The sequence below is a fragment of the Streptomyces olivaceoviridis genome (genome assembly GCF_014650115.1).
Lineage (GTDB): Bacteria > Actinomycetota > Actinomycetes > Streptomycetales > Streptomycetaceae > Streptomyces > Streptomyces olivaceoviridis.
In genome coordinates, this window is sequence record NZ_BMUI01000013.1 from 152,629 (window position 1) to 167,670 (window position 15,042).

The window sequence follows — 15,042 nt, forward strand, 5'->3', positions numbered from 1 at the left end:
ACGCACAGTTCCCCGCAGCCCGAGGAGGCGGCCGATGTACGGCGACGAAGCGACGATCCGCAGGATCCTGACCGAGCTGGGCGACACCTGGGCGGTGGTCGGCCTGTCCTCGAACCAGAACCGGCCCGCCTACCGGGTGGCGCGGGTGCTCCAGCAGTTCGGCAAGCGGATCGTGCCGGTGCACCCCAAGGCCGAGACGGTGCACGGGGAGCAGGGCTACGTCTCCCTCGCGGACATCCCCTTCGACGTGGACGTGGTCGACGTCTTCGTCAACAGCGACCTGGCAGGCGCGGTGGCGGACGAGGCCGTGGCGAAGGGCGCGCGGGCGGTGTGGTTCCAGCTGGGGGTCGTCGACGAGGGCGCCTACGAGCGGACCCGGGCCGCGGGTGCGGAGATGGTGATGGACCGGTGCCCGGCGATCGAAATTCCCCGCCTGAACTAGCCTGTCTCACTTTCTTCTCACAATTCGGCGCTGAATATTGACATTCCCGTACCGCGCTGACCTGTGCGAAGACTCGACCAAGACACCGGAGATCCCGAGTCAAAACTTGGTTATCAGTCTTCTGTCGGCGCGGAAATCGTCCCTAATCTGTGGCCTCCTTGCTCGTCAATCCCGCGTCAGCGATCCGAGAGGCCACTTGACATGCCGAAAGTCGACCATGCTGTGCCGGTAGCCACGACGGATTCCGGCGGTCTGCGCCGGCACGTCGGGCTCATCGGTCTGATGTGGGCCTCGGTGGGCTCCATCATCGGATCCGGCTGGCTCTTCGGCGCCGAGAAGGCGGTCGTCGCGGCTGGCCCGGCCGCGATCATCTCGTGGCTGATCGGCACGGTGGCGATCGTGCTGCTCGCCCTGGTCCACGCCGAGCTCGGCGGCATGTTCCCGGTGGCGGGCGGCACGGCCCGCTACCCGCACTACGCGTTCGGCGGTCTGGCCGGCATGTCCTTCGGCTGGTTCTCCTGGCTCCAGGCGGCGACGGTGGCCCCGATCGAGGTCGAGGCCATGATCGGTTACGCCAAGCACTGGCGCTGGGCCGACGGCCTCCAGCACCACGACCAGACGCTGACCCCGAGCGGCTTCGCGGTGGCCGTGGTCCTCATGCTGGTCTTCGTCGGCGTCAACTTCTTCGGCGTCCGCGCCCTCGCGCACACCAACAGCGCCGCCACCTGGTGGAAGATCGCCGTCCCGCTCGCGGCGATCTTCATCATCGCGATCGGCAACTTCCACCCCGGCAACTTCACCTCCGAGGGCTTCGCGCCGTTCGGCGCCAAGGGCGTGCTCAGCGCCATCAGCGACAGCGGCATCATCTTCGCCCTGCTGGGCTTCGAGCAGGCGATCCAGCTGGCCGGCGAGAGCCGCAACCCGCAGCGGGACCTGCCGCGCGCGACCCTCGGCTCGGTCGCGATCGGCGCCGCCATCTACATCCTGCTCCAGATCGTCTTCATCGCCGCCCTGCCGCACGCCTCCTTCGCGCACGGCTGGGCCCACCTGGACTTCCCGGGCATCAGCGGCCCGTGGGCGGGCCTGGCCACCCTGGTCGGCCTGGGCTGGCTGAGCGTGGTGCTGTACATCGACGCGGTGATCTCGCCCGGCGGCACGGGGCTGATCTACACGACGGCCACTTCCCGGGTGTCGTACGGCCTCGCGAAGAACGGCTACGCGCCGAAGCTGTTCACGAGGACCGACAAGCGCGGCGTGCCGTGGTTCGGCCTGATCGTCTCGTTCGTCACCGGCGTGATCTGCTTCCTGCCGTTCCCGAGCTGGCAGACGCTGGTCGGATTCATCACCTCGGCGAGCGTGCTGATGTACGCGGGCGCGCCGCTGGCCTACGGTGTGTTCGCCGACCGACTGCCGCACCGTGAACGCCCGTACCGGCTGCCCGGCGGCAAGATCGTCTCCCCGCTGTCCTTCGTGGTCGCCGACCTCATCATCTACTGGGCCGGCTGGGGCACCCTGTGGCGCCTGGGCTTCGCGATCCTGCTCGGTTACGTGCTGCTCGGCTCGTACGCATGGTACGCGATCCGCAAGCGCCTGCCGGACGCGCCGCGCCTGGACTTCAGGGCCGCGCAGTGGCTGCCCGGTTACCTGGTGGGCATGGGCCTGATCTCCTGGCTGGGCGGCTTCGGCGGCGGCCGGGGCACCATCGGCCTGTGGTGGGACATGCTGATCGTGGCGGCCTTCTCCCTGGTCGTCTACTACTGGGCCAAGGCCACCGCGTCGCGGCCCGAGGCGATCGAGCGGAGCATCGACGAGGTCGTGGTGACGGACGCGCCCGCGCACTGACCGCGTCCGCGCACTGACCGCCCCCACGGTGTCCCGTCGGCCGACCGGCTGACGGGACACCGTCATAATGCCCCGCGTGACGCCTCCTTCCCCCCATCCCGAGTCCCCTTCCGCCGCGCACTGTCCGGTCGTCGTCATCGGCGCCGGACCGGCCGGCCTGACCGTCGGCAACATCCTGCGCGCCGCCGGTGTCGACTGCCTGGTCCTGGAGACCGAGAGCAGAGCGTTCATCGAACAGCGGCCGCGTGCCGGCGTGATCGAGGAACGGGTCGTACGCGGCCTCGAACAGCGCGGCCTGGCCGGCGACCTGCCGAAGCGTGCCGAGCGGCACACCGAGTGCGAGTTCCGCTTCGACGGCCGTGGCCACCGCTTCGCCTACACCGAGCTGACGGGCTACCACCACTGGGTCTACCCGCAGCCGTTGCTCGTGACCGACCTCGTGCGCGAGTACGCCGACGTGCGCGGCGGGGAGATCCGCTTCGGCGTGCGGGACGTACGCCTGCACGACCTGGACTCGGACCGGCCCGCTGTCTCGTACACCGACCCGGACAGCGGGGAACGGCACCTGGTGACCTGCGAGTTCGTGGCCGGCTGCGACGGGGCCCGCGGGGCGAGCCGGGCCGCGCTGCCGTCACGGGCGCGGATCTCCCGGCACGACTACGGCATCGGCTGGCTGGCGCTGCTGGCCGAGGCGCCGCCGTCCTCGGACCGCGTGCTGTTCGGCATGCACACGGACGGGTTCGCCGGGCACATGCCGCGCAGCCCCGAGCTGACCCGCTACTACCTCCAGTGCCCGCCCGGCGACGACCCGGACGCGTGGTCGCACGAGCGCGTGTGGGCCGACCTCCAGCGGCGGCTGCGTGCGGCGGACCGCCCGCCGCTGACGGAGGGCCGGCTGCTGGAGAAGCGTGTGCTGGACATGCACACCTACGTGGTGGAGCCGATGGTGTTCGGCCGGCTGTTCCTGGCCGGAGACGCCGCGCACCTCGTCGCGCCGATCGCCGCGAAGGGCATGAACCTGGCCCTGCACGACGCGTTCCTGCTCGGTGACGGCCTCGTCGCCCAGCTGACCGGGGGCGACTCCACGGGACTGGACGGCTACTCGGACGCGTGCCTGAGGCGGGTGTGGGACTACCAGGAGTTCTCGGAGTGGCTGTCCGAGATCTACCACGGCACCTCCTCCGGCGACCCCTACCGCGCCGGCACCACGCTGGCCCGGCTGCGCCGGATATTCACCTCGCCGGTCGCGGCGGCGGCCTTCGCCGAGCAGTACCTCGGGACCGCCGAAGCGTGCTGATCCGGTCAGCGCGCCACCCCGCCGCCCCGTTCGGCGAGGCGGTGGTCGGCCGTCCTGAGAGCCTCCTCCACCAGGCGCCGCAGGTGTCCGTGGCGCAGTGAGTAGATCACCCGGCGGCCCTCCTTGCGGGTGTCCACCACTCCGGCCAGCCGCAGCCGGGCCAGGTGCTGGCTGACGGCCGGCCGGGCGGCGCCGCACGCCTCGGTGAGCGTGCCGACGTCGGCCTCGCCGGCCGCGAGGGTGTGCAGCAGGGCGAGCCGGGTGCGGTCGCCGAGCAGGGCGAGGAGTTCGGCGGCGAGCGCGAACTGCTCCTCGCCCGGGCTGCGCTCGTGCGCATGGTGCGCAGGTGATAGGTGCATGCGTGCGCTCATACGCACATAATGGCTCCGTGGGCGCCGAGCGTCCACTCCCGCCCACCGGAAGGGGATCGACGTGAGCGACCGGCACCCTCATGAGCACGGCCCGCACCAGCACGGCCCGCACGGGCATGCGCACGGCACCCCCGGCCTGCGCCATCGCCTGGCCCATCTCCTCACCCCGCACTCCCACGAGACCGCCGGGAAACTGGATCCGGCGCTGGAGTCGTCGGTGCGCGGCATGCGCGCGTTGTGGGTCTCGCTGGCCGTACTGGGGGCGACCGCGCTGGCCCAGGCGGCCGTGGTGGCCGTGTCCGGATCGGTGGCGCTGCTCGGGGACACGGTGCACAACGCGGCCGACGCGCTGACCGCCGTACCCCTAGGCATCGCCTTCGTGCTGGGCCGCCGGGCGGCGACCCGCCGGTTCACCTACGGGTACGGCCGTGCCGAGGACCTCGCGGGGCTGGTGATCGTACTGACCATCGCCGCGTCGGCGGCGTTCGCCGCGTGGGCGGCCGTCGGCAGGCTGCTCGACCCGCGCCCGGTCGCGCAGGTGCCGGCGGTCGCGCTGGCCGCGCTGCTCGGCTTCGCCGGCAACGAGTGGGTGGCCCGGTACCGGATCCGGGTGGGCCGGGAGATCGGCTCGGCCGCGCTCGTCGCCGACGGGCTGCACGCGCGTACCGACGGGTTCACCTCGCTGGCCGTGCTGCTGGGCGCCGGCGGGTCGGCGCTGGGATGGCACCTGGCCGACCCGCTCGTGGGGCTGGCGATCACGGCCGCGATCGTGCTGGTGCTGCGGGACGCGGCGCGGGAGGTGTTCCGGCGGGTGCTGGACGCCGTCGACCCGGCGCTGGTGGACCGGGCCGAGCACGCGGTGCGCCAGGTACCGGGGGTGTGCGCGGTGGGCGAGCTGCGCCTGCGCTGGATCGGGCACCGCCTGCGGGCCGAGCTCGCGGTGGTGGTGGACGGCGAGGCGACACTGCGCCAGGCCCACGCGATCGCCGTCGCGACCGAACACGCCCTGCTCCACGCGGTACCCCGCCTGACGGCCGCCCTGGTCCACGCCGACCCGGCGCCGATCCCCGGAGAGGCGGACCCGCACCTGGCCCTGGCCCATCACGCGACGACGTGAGCCGCGCCGGCGACGGGCCGGCCGAGCGGTCAGGCGATGCCCAGGCCGTCCAGCACCACCGCGCCGGGCAGCTCGGCCAGGGCCTTGCCGGGGACCAGGAGCTTGCCGCGACGACGACCGCTGCCCACCAGGACGTAGGGCAGGTCGACGACGGCCGAGTCCAGCAGGACCGGCCAGCTCGTGGGCAGGCCGAGCGGGGTGATGCCGCCGTACTCCATGCCGCTCTCGCCGGTCGCCGTCTCCATCGAGGCGAACGAGGCCTTGCGGGCGCCCAGTTGGCGCCGAACGACCCCGTTGACGTCGGCCCGGGTGGTGGAGAGCACCACACAGGCGGCCAGCGTGGTCTCGCCGGCCCGCTTGCCCGCGACGACGACACAGTTCGCCGACCGCTCCAGCAGGTCCCGGCCGTAGTGCTCCACGAAGACGGCCGTGTCGGCCCACTGCGGCTCGGTGTCGACGTACAGGATCCGGTCGGCCGGGACCGCGCCCTGCCAGTCGCGTACGGCGTCGGCGACGGGGGCGGTCAGTTCGTCCAGGCAGTCCGGCGCCGGAACAGCGGTGTCGAAGTCTCCGATGGGTGCGCGCATGGCCGCACGCTAGCAGCCCCTTCCGGCACGGTTCAGCGCACCGGCGGCACCGAGACGGCCATCACCATCTCCATGGGTTCCGCACCCTCGTTGCCGTACGTGTGCGGCGTACTCGCCTCGAACGTGGCGCTCGCCCCGGCCGGGACCAGGTGCTTCACCCCGTCGACGGTGAGGGTCAGTTCACCGGCGGTGACGTGGACGAGTTCCACGGTGCCCGCCGGATGCGGGTCGGACGGGCTCTGCTCGCCGGGCATCAGCCGCCAGTCCCACATCTCCAGCGGGCCGGGCGCCTCCGTTCCCGCCAGCAGGCGGTTGTAGCTGCCGGCCTCGGTGTGCCACAGCCGTACGGCCTGCTCGGCGGGGACGATGCGGACCTTGGGTCCCTGTTCGTAGTCGAGCAGCGTGGTGACGCTGACGCCGAGCGCGTCACCGATCTTGACGACGGTTCCGATGCTGGGGTTCGTCCGGGCCTGCTCGATCTGGATGAGCATGCCGCGGCTGACCCCCGCGCGGGCGGCGAGCGTGTCCAGGGTGAAGCCGCGTTCGGTGCGCCACCGTTTGACGTTGCGCGCCAGGGACTGGGTCAGCAGGTCGAGGTCCGACACGTAGGGTCCAATATTCGGGAAGTTCAATATAATTGATGATTCAGTTCAGTGAACTGCATTACGGTGAGGTGCACCTGATCGTTCACCGCACTGTACTGCGAGGCCGGCCGTGACAGCATTCTTCGCCCTGACCACCAGCCTGCTGTGGGGGCTGGCCGACTTCGGCGGCGGACTGCTGACCCGGCGTACCCCGGCGCTCACGGTCGTGGTGGTCTCGCAGGCCATCGCGGCGGCCGTCCTGGGCGCGATCGTGCTCGCCACGGGCGGCTGGGGCGAGGCCGAGCCCCGGCTGTGGTTCGCGTTCGCGGCGGGCCTGGTCGGACCGGTGGCCCTGCTCTCCTTCTACCAGGCCCTCGCCCTCGGCCCGATGGGCGTCGTCTCCCCCCTCGCCACCCTCAGCGTCGCGGTCCCCCTCGGGGTCGGCCTCGCCCTAGGCGAGCGGCCGGGGCTGCTCCAGGTCGCGGGCATCGCGGTCGCCGTCACGGGCGTCGTCCTGGCCGGCGGCCCGCAACTGCGGGGCGCGGCCGTGCAGCGGCGCGCGATCCTGCTCACGCTGGTCGCGGCGCTCGGCTTCGGCACGGTGTTCGCGCTGATCACGGAGGCCGCGACCAATGTCACGGGCCTGTTCCTCGCCCTGTTCGCGCAGCGGCTGACCAATGTCGCGGTGGGCGGGGCCGCGCTCGCCGTCTCGGTCCGGCGCGGCGGCACCGCCCTCCCGGAGGGCGGCTTCCCCTGGGCCTCGCTGCCCGCGCTGGCCTTCGTCGGACTCGCCGACGTGGCGGCCAACGGCACGTACGCCGTCGCCGCCCGGAGCGGCCCGGTCACCGTCGCGGCCGTGCTCGCCTCGCTGTATCCGGTGGTGACCGCGCTGGCCGCGCGCGGCTTCCTCAGCGAGCGGCTGCGCGCGGTCCAGGCGGCGGGAGCGGGCCTGGCCCTGCTGGGCACACTGCTGCTGGCGACCGGCTGACCCGGCCCGCGTCAGCCCTCGGGCTCCAGCGCGGCGAGCCGGGCCACCGCGTCCTCGTCCAGATCCGCGAGCGCCCGCAGCTGCCCCGGCGTCATGCCGTCCGGGATCGGCACCGGCGCGGGGGTCCGCAACGGCGGCTGCCAGCCCTCGTCGGGCGTCCAGCGCCGTACGACCCTGGCCGGCGCGCCCGCCACCACCGCGTGGTCGGGCACCGTGCCCCGCACCACCGCGCCGGCCGCCACGACCACGTTCCGGCCGATCCGCGCGCCCGGCAGGATCACCGCGCCCGTGCCGATCCAGCAGCCCGGGCCGATCTCGACCGGCTCCATCCGCGGCCACTGCCTGCCGATGGGCTCGTGCGGGTCGTCGTAGGAGTGGTTGGTGGAGGTGACGTAGACGTACGGGCCGAAGTAGCAGTCGCTGCCGATGGTGACCGTGGTGTCCGCGATGACGTGGCTGCCGCGGCCGAGGACCACGCCGTCGCCGATGCGCAGGATCGGCTCCGGACCGAGGTCCAGATCGGGCATCAGGCCGGCGGTGAGGGTGACCTGCTCGCCGATGATGCAGTGCGAGCCGAGCCGGATCCAGGGTTCGCCGAAGACCGTGCCGAGCGGGAAGGCCAGCCGGGTGGCCTCGCCGATGGAGCCGAAACGGAAGCCCGCGGGGCGCTCGGCCGTGACGGACCCGGTGCGCTGCATCCAGGACCAGGCCGCGTGTACGGCTCGCTGGGCGAGGCCCTGTCGCCAGGACGAGAACGTGTTCTTGCGCTTCGGCACGGGGTCACGTTACTCACCGGTCGCTTCCGGCGCAGAGGGCGGGCTGCTGTGATCTTTGCCCCACCGGGTGCCGTACGGTGCCGTGTACCGCTGACACAAGGAGACGGTGATGACGCACAAGGCGCTGATCGTGGGTATCGGGGGCAAGGAGCCGCAGGTCGATCCGGAGGCGTTCGTGGCGCCCACGGCGTCCGTGATCGGGGACGTCGTCCTGCACCCGGAGGCCAGTGTCTGGTACGGGGCCGTGCTGCGCGGTGACGTCGAGAGGATCACCGTGGGGGCGCAGGCCAATGTGCAGGACAACGTCACCCTGCACTCCGATGCCGGGTTCCCCGTCACCATCGGGGAGCGGGTGTCCATCGGGCACAACGCGGTGGTGCACGGGGCGACCGTCGAGGACGACTGCCTCATCGGGATGGGGGCGACCGTGCTCAACGGCGCGGTGATCGGCGCGGGATCGCTGGTCGCGGCCCAGGCGCTGGTGCCGCAGGGGATGGTGGTGCCCGCCGGCTCGCTGGTGGCGGGGGTGCCGGCGAAGGTGAAGCGGCCCCTCTCCGAGGAGGAGCGGGAGGGGGTCACCCTCAACGGCACCCTGTACGCGGAGTTGGGCAAGGCGCACAAGGACGTGCACCAGTAGGAGCGTGCGCGGCGGCGGGTGCCGGGGGCCTCACTCCCCGGCGCCCACCGGTTCCGCTTCTCGCTGGTCCGCCTGGGCCTTCTTCGCCTTGCGCCTGAGGATCAGCATGGAGGCCAGGCCGATCAGCACCGCCACTCCCAGGCCCACGTACGAGAAGCGCTTCAGCCAGTCCTCGGCGACGATGCCCACGTAGTAGATGACGGCCGTCGTGCCGCCGGCCCAGCAGATGCCGCCGAGGACGTTGGCGATGAGGAACTTCCAGTACGGCATGTGCAGGACGCCCGCGAGGGGGCCGGCGAAGATGCGCAGCAGGGCGACGAAGCGGCCGAAGAAGACCGCCCACATGCCCCACTTCTCGAAGGACCGCTCGGCGGTGGCCACATGGCCCGCGCTGAAGTGGCGTGGGAACTTCCTCCCGAGCCACGCCAGCAGCGGGCGTCCGCCCTTGCGGCCGATGGCGTAGCCGATGGAGTCGCCGATCACCGCGCCCGCGGTCGCGCAGGCACCGAGGACGACCGGGTTGACACCCGAGTGCTGGGAGGAGAGCAGCGCCGCCGAGACCAGGATGATCTCCCCCGGCAGCGGGATGCCCAGGCTCTCCAGACCGATCACCAGAGCCACCGCGGCGTAGACGGCGACCGCCGGCACCGAGTCGAGCCATTCCTGGACGTGCACCGCCGGTCCTCCCCTGTCGCTGTCCCTGCCCGTCGGGTCACCGCATGTAAAGCGCGCCCCAAGGGAAGGCTACCTGGTCGGCGGTGAACGGCCGCTCGCCCGCGCCCGGCCCGCGGCACCGTCCCGCCCCCGCCCCTTACGTTTCCGGCCATCCCGGTGTCACGCGGGAGGGGAAGGCTCTCCGCGGTTCCGCCCGGCCCGCCTCCCCCCAGGCCCCCGTGGGGGCCCGCCGCGGAAGGACGACGTCCCCGTGCCCTCACTGTCCCCGTCCGGCTCGCTGCCCCCGGACACGGCCGCCCGCCCCGAGTGCGCCGCACCGGCCCCGTCGGCCACCGGGGCGTGTCCCGGGACCACGGCCACGGCCCGGCCGGCGTCCCGCATGTCCGCCCGGCCGGTACGGCTGGCCCTGTGCCTGGCTCCCCTGCTGCTCGCCGCCGGCTGGGCCGTGGCCAACCGGCCCGTGGTGTACGAGGGGGTACGGCGGCTGGTCGCGGCCGACCCGGGGTGGCTGCTGGCCGGAGCCGGTTTCACCTGTCTGACCTGGGTGGCCGCCTCCTGTGCCCGGCAGGGTGCCCTGCCCGACCGGCTGCCGCCGGGGCTGCTGCTGGCCTCGCAGTTCGCGGCCGGCGCCGCCAATCACGCGCTCCCCGCCGGGCTCGGTGCCCACGCGGTCACCCTGCGCTTCCTGCGCGGGCGGGGGGTGCCGCTGGAGCGGGCGACCGCGTCGATCGGGCTGTACTCGCTGGCCAGGTCCACGGCGAAGACGCTGGTCCTGCTGGTCTTCCTGGCGGTGTCCCCGGCCTGGCGGCGCCTCGGGGACCTGGTCCCGGACGGCCGGCTGCTGGTGCCGCTCGCGGCCGTCGCGGGCGGGGCGGTCGCGGTGGCGGGGGTGCTGCTGACGGTCGTACGGCCGTTACGGCGGCCGGTGACCGGGCTGCTGCGCTCGGCCCTGGCCGACGCGCGCGCGGTGCACTCCCGGCCCCGCCGGGTGCTCGCCCTGTGGGGCGGGGCGGTCGCGATGCCGCTGGTGCAGGCGGGCACGCTCGCCTGTGTCGGGGCCTCGCTCGGGCTGGGACTGCCGTGGGAGCAGGTGGTGCTCGCCCATCTGGCGGCGGGCACGGCCGTCGGGGCGGTGCCGGCGCCGGGCGGGCTGGCGGTCGACGCGGCGCTGGTGTGGACGCTGGTCACGTTCGGCGCGGGACCTGCGGTGGCGACGGCCACGGTGATCGGGTACCGGGCGCTGTCGGACTGGGTGCCGCTGCTGCCCGGGGCGTTGGTGCTGTCGGCGCTGATCCGGGCGAAGGTGTTGTGAACCGGCCTTGAGAGTTACCGTCGGTATTTCCGACCGCTCCCCGATCAGCCCCCTGCTATGGTGCGCCGATGTCATCGGTCAAGCAGTTCCAGGTCACCTTCGACTGCGCGGAACCCGAGCGCGTCGCTCGTTTCTGGTGCGAGGTGTTGGGGTACGTCGTATCGCCGCCACCGGCGGGGTTCGCCACGTGGGACGATTTCGATCGCTCGCGGCCACCTGAGGACCGGGGTTCATGGTGGGCGTGCAGTGACCCCTCCGGCGTGGGCCCGCGACTGTTCTTCCAGCGCGTCCCCGAAGGCAAGGTCGTCAAGAACCGGGTGCATCTCGACGTGCGGGTCGGTACCGGGCTCGTGGGTGAGGAGCGCCTGGCCGCGCTTGAGGCGGAATGCGCACGACTGGTCGCGCTCGGCGCGGTACGCGAGCGACTCCTGTACGACGGCACCGACGCGTGCATCGGCATGCGGGACATCGAGGGCAACGAGTTCTGTCTCGACTGAGCGGCACCTGCCCAGAGACCCGCTTGCCCGGAGGTCCGCGCCCGTCCGCGGCAGCACGTCCGCGCGGCGCCGGGCACCTCGCCCAGCGCCTACCGCGCCGCCTTCCGCGGGGGCGCGGTGCTCACTTCCGCGGGTCGGTCGGGCGCAGGGTCCACACGACGGTCATCTCGCCGGTCACGGCGCCGTCCGCGCGCCGGATCTCGACCGACACCGGGAACTCGGGGCGCTGCCCGGCGTCCAGTTCGGCGACGACCTCGGCGGCCGGGCGGCCCAGCGTCGCGGTCGCGGTGACGACGCCCATGGCCAGCTTCTTGTAGGCAATGTCGGCCCGCACGGCGAGCGGCACGGCGCGCGAGAGCTGGTCCCCGAAGGCGGCCAGCACGATGGCACCGCTGGCCGACTCCCCGAGGGTGAACATCGCGCCGGCGTGCGGGCCGCCCACGTGGTTGTGGTAGGCGCTCTGGTCCGGCAGGGAGACCACGGCCTTGTCGGGCGCGGTCTGAAGGAACTCCAGGTTGAGGGTCCGGGCCATGGGCACGGTGGCGGCGAGCATGTCGCCGATCGACATCTGGTCTGCGCTCATGGCCGTCATGTTACTCATGGGTAGCCGAGCCTGACCAGGGAAGCCACTAGGGTTACTGGCCATGTGGCCAGATCAGCAGCCGCCAGGGGGCGCGCCCAACCCGCAGCAGAACCAGCAGAACAACCCGTATCAGCAGCCTGGTTACCAGCAGCCGAACCCGTACCAGCAGCCCGGCTACCAGCAGTACCCGCAGGCCGGCCCCTACGGTCAGCAGGCGCAGGGCGGCCCGTACGGACAGCAGCCGCAGTGGGGGCAGCCGGGGCAGCCCCCCGGCGCGCCCGTGCCCCAGCCCCCGCAGGGCGGCGGTGGCGGTCGCACCAAGCTCGTCGCGATCGTCGCGGCCACGGCGGTCGTCGTCACCGCCGCCGTGACCGGCTATCTGGTGCTGGGCGGTTCGAAGGACGACGAGGCGGACGACGGCAAGGGCGGACAGCACACGAGCCCGTCGCCGACGGCCACCGAGCCCGCCTCGCCCACGGCGTCCGCGACCGGCGACCCGCGCGGCAACGAGACCGAGAAGCCGACCGTGGCGGGCTGGAAGGTCGTGGTCAACCCCAAGTACGGCACGGCCTTCGACGTGCCCGCCGACTGGGAGGTCGAGCGGCCCGGCGTCTTCTCCTTCTTCGAGGACGAGACGAAGGGCGACGGCTCCGCGTACATCGGCTTCTCCGGCTCCACGTTCCTGAAGCCGGACTACTGCACCTCCGACGACAGCGGCACCAAGGAGTCGCACGCGCTCGCGGCCGGCGGCACGAAGGGCGAGAACGGCGCCAAGGACACCGCGAGCATCGCCCGCGGCGACTCGGCCACCTTCGCCTTCGGCGGCTACACCGACCAGTCGGAGGCCGCCAAGAAGTACCTGCGGATCGGCAAGGCGAAGCCCTTCACCACGACCTCGGGTGTGAAGGGCAGCGTCGCGACGTCGTACGTCCTCGGCGTGCCGAAGAAGAACAAGTGCGACACCGACGGCAAGGCCACCACCTTCGCCTTCAAGAACTCCACGGGCAGCTTCGTCTCGTGGACGTTCTACGGCGCGAAGGGCGTCGAGGACGAAGTGCCCGACGCGACGATGAACAAGATCCTCAGCACGGTGCGGCTGCACGGCGACCCGATCGTGGACTGACCACCACGGGGTCCGCCACCCGCCCACGACGTCCGCGAAACCACTTGGCACGCCGGAAGCCGGGCGGGGATAGTCGGCCGGTGACCCAGACCTCCAACTCCCCCGTCCGCCCCCGTGGACCCGCCTGGGCGGGGCGCAACTACTCGCTGCTGACCGCGGCGGCCATCGTGACGAGCCTCGGTGCGAACGGCTCGCTGATCGCCGCCGCGTTCGCCGTTCTGGAGTCGGGCGGCGACGGCGGGGACGTCGGCCTGGTGGCCGCCTCCCGCACCCTGCCGCTGGTGGTCTTCCTGCTCATCGGCGGCGCGGTCGCGGACCGGCTCCCCCGGCACCGGGTGATGGTCGCCGCCAACACGCTCAACTGCCTCTCCCAGGCGGCGTTCGCGGCCCTCGTCCTCGCCGGTGAGCCCCGACTGTGGCAGATGATGCTGCTCACCGCGCTCGGCGGCACCGGCCAGGCGTTCTTCGGCCCCGCCGCGGAGGGCATGCTGATGTCCTCCGTGGAGGGCGAACAGGCGGGCCGGGCGTTCGCCGTCTTCCGCATGGCCACCCAGGGCGCGGCCCTCGGCGGCGCGGCACTGGGCGGCGCCCTGGTCGCGGCCGTCGGCCCCGGCTGGGTGCTCGCCCTCGACGCGGCGGCCTTCGCCGTCGCCGCCGCGCTGCGCTCCTTCCTCGACGTCAGCCACATCCCGCCGCGGGCGCCGGGCGGGGGCATGCTGGCCGATCTCCGCGAGGGCTGGCGGGAGTTCACCGGCCGGCCCTGGCTGTGGGCCATCGTCGTGCAGTTCTCGATCGCCAACGCGGTGGTCGGCGCGGCCGACGCGGTCTACGGTCCCCTCGTCGCCCGGGACAGCCTGGGCGGCGCGGGCCCGTGGGGCCTGGCCCTGGCCGCGTTCGGCGCGGGCACGGTGGCCGGGGCCCTGCTGATGACCCGCTGGAAGCCCCGCCGTCTGCTGCTCGCCGGCACGCTGTGCGTCTTCCCGCTGGCCTTGCCGGGGGCCGCGCTGGCCGTGCCGGTGCCGGCGGGCGTGCTGTACGGGGTGATGTTCGTCGCGGGTACGACGGTGGAGGTGTTCGGCGTCTCCTGGATGACCGCGCTGCACCAGGAGATCCCCGAGGACAAGCTCTCCCGGGTCTCGGCCTACGACTGGTTCGGCTCGGTCTCCCTCATGCCGCTCGCCACGGCCCTGGCCGGCCCGGCCGAGGCCGCCGTCGGCCGCACGGCCGCCCTGTGGGGGTGTGCCGGCCTGGTGGTCCTGGTCACCGCCCTGGTGCTGCTGGTCCCGGACGTCCGCGACCTCACCCGCCGCACGCACCCGGTCGCCGGCTCCCCGGCGCCGTCAGCCGATGCCGAACGCCCCGTCGGGGGGCTCGGGTGACGGTACGGCGTCGATGTCCTCGACCGGCCGCGCATCGCCGATGAACTCCCGCACGGCCGCCCCGTGTTCGACCCGCGCCGGAAAGACGTCCGCCGCGGCGCGCCGGGCCGGCGTGGCGATGTCCAGCGGCCGGTGCGAGGCCACGACCACCGCGTTCCCGAACCGCCGGCCGCGCAGCACGCCCGGCTCCGCGATCAGCGCCAGCTCCTCGAACACGGTCGCCAGCGTGGCCAGTTGGGACCGGAGGAACGCGAACGGCGCCGCGTCCGCCAGGTTGGCCAGATACACCCCGTCGGGCCGCAGCACCCGCTCGGCCTCACGGACGTAGGCGAGCGTGGTCAGGTGCGCCGGCACCCGGGACCCGCCGAACACGTCGGCGACCAGCACATCGGCGTGGTCGTCCGGCGCGCCCTCCAGCCAGGCCCGGGCATCGGCGGCGTGCAGCGCGATGCCCGAGCCGTCCGGCAGCGGCAGCCGCTCGGTGACCAGCTCCAGCAGTCCCCGGTCGGCCTCGACGACGTCCTGCCGGGAACCGGGGCGGGTGGCTGCGAGGTACCTCGGCAGCGTGAGCGCGCCCCCGCCCAGGTGCACCGCGTCCACCGCCCGCCCGGCCGCGGCGACGGCGTCCAGGACGTACCCCAGCCGCCGCGCGTACTCGAACTCCAGGTATTCCGGTTCGTCGAGGTCGACGTACGACTGCGGTGCCCCGTCGACCGTGAGCAGCCAGGCCCGCTCACGGTCGACGTCGGGCATCAGCTTGGCGGTGCCGTGGTCGGTGGTGCGGGTGACGGGTATCGATGCGTTCACTTCTCCATTGTCGGTGTCCGCGTCC

17 protein-coding genes are annotated in these 15,042 nt (G+C 73.0%); 10 read left to right on the forward strand and 7 right to left on the reverse strand.

Translation table 11 applies throughout. From position 1 onward, the window contains the following. Window positions 1–34: 34 nt before the first annotated feature. The 3 genes from IE273_RS24450 (at window position 35) to IE273_RS24460 (ending at window position 3,581) form a co-directional block, all read left to right on the forward strand. Window positions 35–442: a CoA-binding protein gene (locus IE273_RS24450; protein WP_189817317.1), complete on the forward strand. Its 408-nt coding sequence runs from the start codon at window positions 35–37 to the stop codon at window positions 440–442. Window positions 443–643: 201 nt separating this feature from the next. Next, window positions 644–2,284 carry an APC family permease gene (locus IE273_RS24455; RefSeq protein ID WP_189817318.1) on the forward strand — a complete coding sequence of 547 codons (1,641 nt, stop codon included), beginning with the start codon at window positions 644–646 and terminating at the stop codon, window positions 2,282–2,284. Between the two features lie 76 nt (window positions 2,285–2,360). After that, window positions 2,361–3,581: a 4-hydroxybenzoate 3-monooxygenase gene (locus IE273_RS24460; RefSeq protein ID WP_189817319.1), complete on the forward strand. Its 1,221-nt coding sequence runs from the start codon at window positions 2,361–2,363 to the stop codon at window positions 3,579–3,581. Between the two features lie 5 nt (window positions 3,582–3,586). Here IE273_RS24460 and IE273_RS24465 read toward each other — a convergent pair whose 3' ends face one another. Next, a complete protein-coding gene (locus tag IE273_RS24465; RefSeq protein ID WP_229887470.1) occupies window positions 3,587–3,952 on the reverse strand; it encodes an ArsR/SmtB family transcription factor in 366 nt (121 codons plus the stop codon). Window positions 3,953–4,013: 61 nt separating this feature from the next. Between IE273_RS24465 and IE273_RS24470 the strand changes: the two genes are divergently transcribed. Beyond that, window positions 4,014–5,069 (forward strand): cation diffusion facilitator family transporter, encoded by a 1,056-nt coding sequence (locus IE273_RS24470; RefSeq protein ID WP_189817320.1) that lies wholly within the window; start codon window positions 4,014–4,016, stop codon window positions 5,067–5,069. Between the two features lie 29 nt (window positions 5,070–5,098). On the opposite strand, the gene IE273_RS24475 is transcribed toward IE273_RS24470, so the two are convergent. Then, window positions 5,099–5,656 (reverse strand): YbaK/EbsC family protein, encoded by a 558-nt coding sequence (locus tag IE273_RS24475; RefSeq protein ID WP_189817321.1) that lies wholly within the window; start codon window positions 5,654–5,656, stop codon window positions 5,099–5,101. Window positions 5,657–5,688: 32 nt separating this feature from the next. Then, on the reverse strand, window positions 5,689–6,261 hold the full coding sequence (locus tag IE273_RS24480; RefSeq protein ID WP_189817322.1) for a helix-turn-helix domain-containing protein: 573 nt from the start codon (window positions 6,259–6,261) through the stop codon (window positions 5,689–5,691). Window positions 6,262–6,370: 109 nt separating this feature from the next. On the opposite strand from IE273_RS24480, the gene IE273_RS24485 reads away from it, so the two are divergent. Further along, window positions 6,371–7,228 carry a DMT family transporter gene (locus tag IE273_RS24485; RefSeq protein ID WP_189817323.1) on the forward strand — a complete coding sequence of 286 codons (858 nt, stop codon included), beginning with the start codon at window positions 6,371–6,373 and terminating at the stop codon, window positions 7,226–7,228. An 11-nt stretch (window positions 7,229–7,239) separates the two neighbouring features. Here the strand turns inward: IE273_RS24485 and IE273_RS44735 are convergent, their stop codons facing one another. Continuing rightward, on the reverse strand, window positions 7,240–8,004 hold the full coding sequence (locus tag IE273_RS44735) for an acyltransferase (protein ID WP_189817324.1): 765 nt from the start codon (window positions 8,002–8,004) through the stop codon (window positions 7,240–7,242). Window positions 8,005–8,113: 109 nt separating this feature from the next. Between IE273_RS44735 and IE273_RS24495 the strand changes: the two genes are divergently transcribed. Beyond that, on the forward strand, window positions 8,114–8,641 hold the full coding sequence (locus tag IE273_RS24495) for a gamma carbonic anhydrase family protein (protein ID WP_189817325.1): 528 nt from the start codon (window positions 8,114–8,116) through the stop codon (window positions 8,639–8,641). 30 nt (window positions 8,642–8,671) lie between these two features. Here IE273_RS24495 and IE273_RS24500 read toward each other — a convergent pair whose 3' ends face one another. After that, window positions 8,672–9,316 carry a DedA family protein gene (locus IE273_RS24500; protein ID WP_189817326.1) on the reverse strand — a complete coding sequence of 215 codons (645 nt, stop codon included), beginning with the start codon at window positions 9,314–9,316 and terminating at the stop codon, window positions 8,672–8,674. A 250-nt stretch (window positions 9,317–9,566) separates the two neighbouring features. Here IE273_RS24500 and IE273_RS24505 point away from each other — a divergent pair, with 250 nt between their 5' ends. Further along, window positions 9,567–10,628 (forward strand): lysylphosphatidylglycerol synthase transmembrane domain-containing protein, encoded by a 1,062-nt coding sequence (locus IE273_RS24505; protein ID WP_189817327.1) that lies wholly within the window; start codon window positions 9,567–9,569, stop codon window positions 10,626–10,628. 68 nt (window positions 10,629–10,696) lie between these two features. After that, complete coding sequence (locus IE273_RS24510) at window positions 10,697–11,125, forward strand: VOC family protein (RefSeq protein WP_189817328.1); 429 nt, start codon at window positions 10,697–10,699, stop codon at window positions 11,123–11,125. A 121-nt stretch (window positions 11,126–11,246) separates the two neighbouring features. On the opposite strand, the gene IE273_RS24515 is transcribed toward IE273_RS24510, so the two are convergent. Then, on the reverse strand, window positions 11,247–11,717 hold the full coding sequence (locus tag IE273_RS24515; protein WP_229887471.1) for a DUF4442 domain-containing protein: 471 nt from the start codon (window positions 11,715–11,717) through the stop codon (window positions 11,247–11,249). Between the two features lie 52 nt (window positions 11,718–11,769). On the opposite strand from IE273_RS24515, the gene IE273_RS24520 reads away from it, so the two are divergent. Both IE273_RS24520 and IE273_RS24525 read left to right on the forward strand, forming a co-directional pair. Then, a complete protein-coding gene (locus IE273_RS24520) occupies window positions 11,770–12,831 on the forward strand; it encodes a DUF8017 domain-containing protein (RefSeq protein WP_189817329.1) in 1,062 nt (353 codons plus the stop codon). Between the two features lie 80 nt (window positions 12,832–12,911). After that, entirely contained in the window at window positions 12,912–14,210 is a 1,299-nt protein-coding gene (locus tag IE273_RS24525) for an MFS transporter (protein ID WP_189817330.1), read from the forward strand. Here the strand turns inward: IE273_RS24525 and IE273_RS24530 are convergent. Next, on the reverse strand, window positions 14,172–15,017 hold the full coding sequence (locus tag IE273_RS24530) for a spermidine synthase (protein WP_189817331.1): 846 nt from the start codon (window positions 15,015–15,017) through the stop codon (window positions 14,172–14,174). The genes IE273_RS24525 and IE273_RS24530 overlap by 39 nt on opposite strands. Window positions 15,018–15,042 lie beyond the last annotated feature (25 nt).

Excerpts from the sequence above, each read along its gene's own strand:
- IE273_RS24520 (WP_189817329.1), top strand. The coding sequence starts at position 11,770 with ATGTGGCCAGATCAGCAGCCGCCAGGGGGCGCGCCCAACCCGCAGCAG.
- IE273_RS24475 (WP_189817321.1), bottom strand. The coding sequence starts at position 5,656 with ATGCGCGCACCCATCGGAGACTTCGACACCGCTGTTCCGGCGCCGGAC.
- IE273_RS24465 (WP_229887470.1), bottom strand. The coding sequence starts at position 3,952 with ATGAGCGCACGCATGCACCTATCACCTGCGCACCATGCGCACGAGCGC.
- IE273_RS24495 (WP_189817325.1), top strand. The coding sequence starts at position 8,114 with ATGACGCACAAGGCGCTGATCGTGGGTATCGGGGGCAAGGAGCCGCAG.
- IE273_RS24455 (WP_189817318.1), top strand. The coding sequence starts at position 644 with ATGCCGAAAGTCGACCATGCTGTGCCGGTAGCCACGACGGATTCCGGC.
- IE273_RS24450 (WP_189817317.1), top strand. The coding sequence starts at position 35 with ATGTACGGCGACGAAGCGACGATCCGCAGGATCCTGACCGAGCTGGGC.
- IE273_RS24510 (WP_189817328.1), top strand. The coding sequence starts at position 10,697 with ATGTCATCGGTCAAGCAGTTCCAGGTCACCTTCGACTGCGCGGAACCC.
- IE273_RS24515 (WP_229887471.1), bottom strand. The coding sequence starts at position 11,717 with ATGACGGCCATGAGCGCAGACCAGATGTCGATCGGCGACATGCTCGCC.